Genomic DNA, 6506 nt, shown 5'->3' with positions numbered 1-6506 from the left:
AAGACCCCAGGCCATTCATCTGGACCAAGACAGCCGACCAGATCCTCGAGTCACTCGCCTCATACTGCAAACGAATTACTGACTCAGGACACTAGATACGCACACTGCTCGTAGCAGTGGACTGACGGACGCAGATCTGGAAGCGCTGCTGGCATGCCAAATAGCCCAGCGACGCCATGGCTCCGCCGTTATCGATGAGCGCGCGGAGTTGGCACCGGGCCGGAATCTGGATCGCCAACCAAAAGTAGTGTGCGACCGCCTCGGCACGGAGCAGTTCCACGGGCCCCCGGAGCTCTAGGCGCGGTAGGAGGGCCGCTCTGCACGCTTGCACTTGGGAGAGTCGTTAAACCACGCCGTCTGGGTGCACTTGGCTCTCGTTCATGGTCGTCAGGAAGGCAGCCAACCGGCCATTTCTCTGTGAAGCCCAGCGTGTTGAGGGATGACGAGGGGCCGGGTGGTCGAGGGTCACTCCGGCGATGAGGGGGCCGATGGCCGGCGCCGCCGTGAGCGAGGTGGCCCACAGGCCGATGAACGTGCCGCGTTCACGCGGATCGGGGACCGCCTGGCTGATCAGCGCCAGTGTCGTGGGCGGCAGCGCGGCCGAGCCGAGCCCGGTCAGCGCCTGGCCCACCCACACGACCTCGCGCGGCTCTGTCCTTCGGCGTTGACTTGGTGGACTCGCTCCTCGAGCGCGCCCGCACCGCAGCCCGAGCGATACGTGCCCAGGTTGCCGCGGTGGTCGATGTCGCGCTGGCGACGGTCGACGTCACCGCGATGGTGTTCGTGATGAACGGCGGCGGATGGTCCCACCGCCGGCACCTGCTCGCCGAAGCCCGCCGCCGCCTCGCTCTCGTCCTGCGCGGCCGCCCCCGTGACCCCGGCCTGGACCAGAGGATCGCGGACGCCGCACTCACCACACACTGCTCGGACATCAGCGAACCGAAGACGCTGCGCGGCCGGATGCCGGCGTACCGCCTCTCCACCGCCAAGTGGGCCCTGGCCGACCTACACCCGCCCGGCACCCGCCGATCGCCGTGCCCGACCCGAACCGGCCCCCGGACCAGGAGCCGGGGGAGCCGGAGGTGCCCCGCGTTCCGATGCGCTACGACCGTGCCCTCCTCGCCAGCGCGGTTGCGCAGGAGAAGCTGCGCACCACGACCGCCGCGCGAGGCCGGGCGTACGACATCGCGACGCACCAACAGGCCGCGATGCCCGAGCAACTGCTCGCGAACCAGGAGACAGACCTCGAACCCGGCCGCCCGGAGCAGGAGACCGGGCCACGGTCGGCGATCGACCTGACGGCCCTGCGGGCACTGAAGAAGTCGCGCGCGGACATCGAATCCCTGGAACTCACCGCCGAACGGCTGCGCCACCTTCAGGACGCCTTCACCAAGGCCGCCGACCGGGAGGACGCCAGCGCACCGCACCCGGCGCCCGAGGACGACCAGAGGACGCACCACCCCCAGCAGCCCGGCCCCCATCACCGTCGACAAACTGGCCTCTGAGTACGCCCCGATGCTGCAGAATACCCCGCCGCGCCGCGGCGGCGCGGGCTACTGCACAGGCCACACAGCGGCGAGTGTCCGATCAGACGTTCGGTCATTCATCCAGGCAAGCTAACTCACGCAAATGGTGCGTGTGCGGCCCCGCGCATGGACATGCACGTACCGGCAATCGGACCGTGGCGCCGACTGCAAAGCGGCGGGGGCAGCACCGTTCACACCCTCATCGCCTGCAGCAACGGCTCATTGGGGCAATGGCCCGGGATTGCCGCCAGACGGAACTGCACCCTGCGCCGCACAGCGGTGGTCAGGGGCAGACCTTGATCGGAAGTGAATCAGGCATGATCGGTGACCTTCAGCGGCGCAACATCAACGCTGCGTTCAACACGCTTGACGTGACAGGTGACGACCACATCGACCAGGATGATTTCCGCGTGCGGGCCGACCGTTTGCGGACTCTTCGCCCGGACATGGACGACAAGCTGGCCAATGACCTGCGGAAGACCTTCGACGCCTGGTGGGAGGTCATCCGTCGCGCTGCCGACAGCGACGGGGACGGCCGCGTGACCCGCGAGGAGTTCACCGTGGCGATCGACGCCGGGCTGGAGGAGGATCCCGCCTACATCGACCAGATGGAGCGGGTCGCCCAAGTGGTCGCCGAGGCGGCTGACCTCGACGGGGACGGAATGCTCGACCGAAACGAACTCGACCTGATCTACAAGGCCTTCGACGTCGACGTGGCCTTCAGCGAGGAGACCTTCCGACGCCTCGACCGTGACGGCGACGGGCTGTTCAGCACCACCGAGTGGGCCCAGACGGTACGGGACATGTTCAGCTCCACCGATCGCGCCACGGCCGCAGCGGTCGCATTCGGCCCAGTGGCCTAAGGCCCCGCCGGTCACCTCTGTCCTGTCCAGGTTCGGCCAGCCGTTCGCCCAAACCGTCAGGCCAGTGGGCTGGCTGGCCGAGGCCGGTGGCTGTGCCCGTATGTGGAGCGGTGCCATGGTGCGGCATCGCCCCATCGCCGTGCACCAGTCCAAGGCATCTAACTTCCGCCGTACGGTCCCGGTTGGCCCCTGAGCGACCGCCGGCCCGCACACACGCAACCGAGGACGGAGGCAGTCATGACCGCCCAGGTGATCGTACTGGGGGGCGGTATCGCGGGGCTGGCGGCCGCAGCCGCACTGGCCGCCCCCGGCGCGCAGGTCACCGTCCTCGACCGGGCCCGGCCGCACGCCGGCCCGGCCCCACGTGCCGGCGTGCCCCAGGGACGCCATGTGCACGGACTGCTGTCCACCGGCGCCGAGGCCATGGACGTCTTGCTGCCGGGGACCCTGGACGACCTGTACTCGCGCGGCGCACACCGCATCGGGCTGCCACACCAGACGCAGATCTACGGCCCCACGGCTGGATGGACCCCTTCCCCACGCGGCACTACCTCGTGGGAGCCACCCGGCCCCTGGTCGAACACACCTTGCGCACCCGCCTCACTCCACGGGTCCGCTTCCTGCCGTCCACCGAAGCCGTCGGTCTGCTCGGCTCCGCCGGACGGGTCACCGGAGTGCGCACCCGCAGCCGCCCCGACGGAGCGAAGAGCGCAATGACCGCGACCCTCGTGGTCGATGCCACCGGCCGCTCCACCCAGACCCCAAGCTGGCTCACCAGACTCGGCCTGGCCCCCGTGCGCACCACCGTTGTCGACTCTCACCTCGCCTACGCCAGCCGGCTGGTCCGGCCGACCGCAGCGCAGCTCCTGCCCGACTGCGTCAACATCCAGCCCGACCCGCGGTGCGGCAAGCCTGGGAGGGGATGTTTCCTCCTGCGCGTGGAGGACGGTTCCTGGATGGTCACCCTCTCCGGCACCTGCGGCGCGCACCCGCCGACCGACGATGCGGGCTTCCGTCGTTTCGCCTCTTCCCTGCGTCACCCCCTGATCGCCGAACTCCTCGCCCAGGCCGAGCCGGCCGGACGGACCGTGGCCCACCGCAACACCGCCAACCGCCGCCACCACTACGACCGCGCCCCGTCCTGGCCCGCCGGACTCCTCGTGATCGGCGACGCCGCCACCACGTTCAACCCGCTGTACGGACAAGGCATGAGCGTCGCCGCACCAGTGCGCTCGCCCTGCGCCAGGCGCTGGAGACCACCGGACTGCGCGCACTCACGTCGCCTACCGCCTGCCACCGCATCCAGCGGATCGTGTGCCGCACCGCGGATCTGCCGTGGCTGCTGTGCACCACCGAGGACATCCGCTACCCCGGCGCCACCGGTCCACGCCCCGGGCCGACCGTTCGCCTCGCCCAGTACGCCGCCGACCGGTTGCGCACCGCCGCCACCACCCGGCCCGCCGCCTCCGCAACGTTCATCGCAGCGGTCGCTTCGTCCCGACCCGCACACCGACTGGCAACCCCGACCGCTGTGTGGGACGTCCTGCTCGGCCCCGGTGCACCACCACGCCACCACCCGGCCCCAGCACCACTGCCAGGACCTGGCCCCGATTCCGCCAGGAGGGAGCAGCCGTGATCCGTACCGGGCGCCTACTTCGCGACATCGCTGCCGACCGGCAGTTACTGAAGCCCATCCCGCCGTGTCGTGGGATGCGGTGGGTGATCCCCGCCCGCCTTCGGTGCCGCAGCCCCGATGCCTTCTCACCACGCAGAACCTTTTAAATGGGGACGCCTCGAGCGGTGTCAGAACGTGGCGATATCGCCGCGTTGCCTGTGGTGTCCGTTGGCGGGGGCGGAAACGCATGGCCTTTGGAGGGAACTTGTCTATGACTGGTACACAACGGCGCTTTGACCGGCTTCGCCGTATCCAGGATCTGGATCCGGAACGGGACTACGAGGAGATCTGGCGGTTGGTCAGCGCGTACGAGTTCCCGTGGGACTACTGGCAGTCCGTGTCCTTGGCCTTCTTCCGCACCTTCGCGATCCCGTCCATCAGCGCTCTGCTGGAGGAGACCGGCGAGATCGTCGGGCACACTCAAAAACGTGCAGACGACACGCTGCTGATCATGTATGAGATGGGCCGCCTGGGCTTGGAGAGCCCCGAAGGGCGCGCCTACCTGCGGCGCATGAACCAGATGCACCGGCGCTACAACATCGCCAACGACGACCACATCTACATCATCGCGCTGTTCATCGTCGTGCCGGTGCGGTGGATCGACCAGTTCGGCTGGCGTCGGCTGACCGCGCACGAACAGCGGGCACTGACCAACTACGGCAGGCGCCTGGCCCAGCTGATGGGCATCAAGGGTGCCCCGGCCACCTTCGCCGACTTCGACCAGTTCGCCCGGTCCTACGAGCATCGGCACTTCGCCGTCACGGACAGCAGCCGACGCCTGGCCGCCGCGGCCTTGGCCATTAGCGCGGACATGCTCCCCCATTCGCTGCGCGGTCCGCTCAAGCCGCTGATGCACCGCTTCTCCCTGGCGAGCCTGGACGAGGCCCTCCTGCACGCTGTCGGCCTGCCCCTCCCGCCCGAACGCGACCGGCGCCTGGCCGCCTGGCTGCTGCGTACGCGCGGTTGCATCCTGCGGCTGCTGCCGCCGCGCCCGGACAGTCGCCCCCACCGTCTGGCCCTGGCGACCTACCCCGACGGCCACCGGGTCTGCGAAATCGGACCCCGCTGGCTCACAGACGGCACAGCTGACGAGAAGGACAACATCGTGCAAGGAGAAGGCCCGTGACCGACCTGTGCAGCGGCGGCGAACCCGCTCCCCTTTCCAGACGCACATCAGTCCGATGCCGGGCATGACTGACCAACCCGCGGGCACCGACCGGCGGCCCGCCAACGGTGCACCGACGCAATCCAGTAAATCGGGAGGCGCAGATGGTGATGAGTACTGCTGGTCAGAGGCGGACGGCCGAGGAGATCCTCGTCGCCGCGCGCGCGGTACTCGACCCGGCTCTGCGAACTGCCGTGGGCAGGCTTCCGGAGCCGCTGCGTGCTCTCGCGGAGTTCCATTACGGGTGGGCCGGTTCCGGTGGCGCGGCTGCGGAGGGCTCGTTGTCGCGTCTGCGGCTGCCGACGCTGGTGTTGCTATCCGCCGACGTCAACGGTGACGGGTGGGATGGGGCGGTGGAGGCGGCCGCGGCATGGAGCCTGATGGGCAACCACACCCTGATCCATGACGACATCATGGACCGCGACAGCCACCGCCGTGGCCGCCCGACCCTGTGGACGGTGTTCGGCACCGCGGCGGCCCTTCAGGCCGGCAACGCCCTGCTCGCCCTCGCCATCGAGTTGCTGGCCGAGCAAAGCGGCCCAAAGATCCCGACGGCCATCGGCCGAATGGGACGAACCGTCCAGGTAATGAGCGCCGGGCAGGTCGCGGACATGGACCTCGAAGCACGCACGGAGGTGGCGCTGGAGGAGTCCATGGCGGTCGTCGAGGCTAAGGCATGCCGGGTGATGAGCTACGCCTGCGAGCTGGGTGGCCTGTGCGCAGGCGCAGCAGACGACCAGATCGAGGCACTGTCCGCCTACGGTCACCACCTCGGTATCGTCTGCCAGCTCCAGGACGACCTGGAAGACCTCCGGCCCACCGCCAACTGGGTCGACGGCCTGCACGGCAGTGACATCCGCCGCCGCAAGAAGACGCCCATGCTCCTGGCGGCACTGCGCGCGCAAGGCGCCGATCGCGACCGCCTCGCAGACCTCTACCGCTCCGATACCCCCCTCAGCGACACCCAGATCCGGCACGCCGCCGAACTCGTCGAGAACTGCGGGGGGTGCGGCTGGGCGCTGCGGACGATCGAGGAGCACATGGACCTCGCGGCACAAAGCCTCGACCGCGTGCGGCCCACGCCCCGGGCACACCGGGAACTGAAGGCTTTCGCCTCGGTGTTCGGCTGCCCGGTCACCGACGACGACGATCGCAATCTCCCCGGGCCTGTGCCGGTCTGAGGCTAGGGCGTGTCCGCAAAGTCGGTTAGTCGTTGCTCCGTTCGTGGTGCGTCGTCATGAACTGTCTGATCAGGCATGGGCTGTGATCAAGCCGTT

6 protein-coding genes and 1 pseudogene are annotated in these 6506 nt (G+C 69.1%); 6 read left to right on the top strand and 1 reads right to left on the bottom strand.

Going from position 1 to position 6506, the window contains the following annotated elements; genetic code table 11:
* Positions 1–442 precede the first annotated feature (442 nt).
* Positions 443–643: pseudogene (locus tag ACH4FH_RS38755) on the bottom strand (MFS transporter); the annotation flags it as partial.
* A gap of 439 nt (positions 644–1082) precedes the next feature.
* On the opposite strand from ACH4FH_RS38755, the gene ACH4FH_RS38750 reads away from it, so the two are divergent.
* The 6 genes from ACH4FH_RS38750 to ACH4FH_RS38725 all read left to right on the top strand — a co-directional run bounded on the left by ACH4FH_RS38750 (position 1083) and on the right by ACH4FH_RS38725 (position 6410).
* Positions 1083–1505 (top strand): hypothetical protein, encoded by a 423-nt coding sequence (locus ACH4FH_RS38750; RefSeq protein ID WP_398560681.1) that lies wholly within the window; start codon positions 1083–1085, stop codon positions 1503–1505.
* Positions 1506–1681: 176 nt separating this feature from the next.
* Entirely contained in the window at positions 1682–2389 is a 708-nt protein-coding gene (locus ACH4FH_RS38745) for an EF-hand domain-containing protein (RefSeq protein ID WP_398560680.1), read from the top strand.
* Positions 2390–2626: 237 nt separating this feature from the next.
* Positions 2627–3106, top strand: a complete 480-nt coding sequence (locus ACH4FH_RS38740) for an FAD-dependent oxidoreductase (protein ID WP_398560679.1) — start codon at positions 2627–2629, stop codon at positions 3104–3106.
* Positions 3107–3701: 595 nt separating this feature from the next.
* Entirely contained in the window at positions 3702–4025 is a 324-nt protein-coding gene (locus tag ACH4FH_RS38735) for a hypothetical protein (RefSeq protein ID WP_398560678.1), read from the top strand.
* Between the two features lie 250 nt (positions 4026–4275).
* Entirely contained in the window at positions 4276–5190 is a 915-nt protein-coding gene (locus tag ACH4FH_RS38730) for an oxygenase MpaB family protein (protein WP_398560677.1), read from the top strand.
* Between the two features lie 149 nt (positions 5191–5339).
* Entirely contained in the window at positions 5340–6410 is a 1071-nt protein-coding gene (locus ACH4FH_RS38725) for a polyprenyl synthetase family protein (protein WP_398560676.1), read from the top strand.
* The last annotated feature ends 96 nt before the right edge of the window (positions 6411–6506 follow it).

The sequence above is a fragment of the Streptomyces sp. NPDC017993 genome (assembly GCF_044328065.1).
Classification (GTDB): domain Bacteria; phylum Actinomycetota; class Actinomycetes; order Streptomycetales; family Streptomycetaceae; genus Streptomyces.
Note: the sequence above shows the minus strand (reverse complement) of the source record. Positions and strands in the feature narration are given on the sequence as shown.

Excerpts from the sequence above, each read along its gene's own strand:
- ACH4FH_RS38740 (WP_398560679.1), top strand. The coding sequence starts at position 2,627 with ATGACCGCCCAGGTGATCGTACTGGGGGGCGGTATCGCGGGGCTGGCG.
- ACH4FH_RS38725 (WP_398560676.1), top strand. The coding sequence starts at position 5,340 with ATGAGTACTGCTGGTCAGAGGCGGACGGCCGAGGAGATCCTCGTCGCC.
- ACH4FH_RS38730 (WP_398560677.1), top strand. The coding sequence starts at position 4,276 with ATGACTGGTACACAACGGCGCTTTGACCGGCTTCGCCGTATCCAGGAT.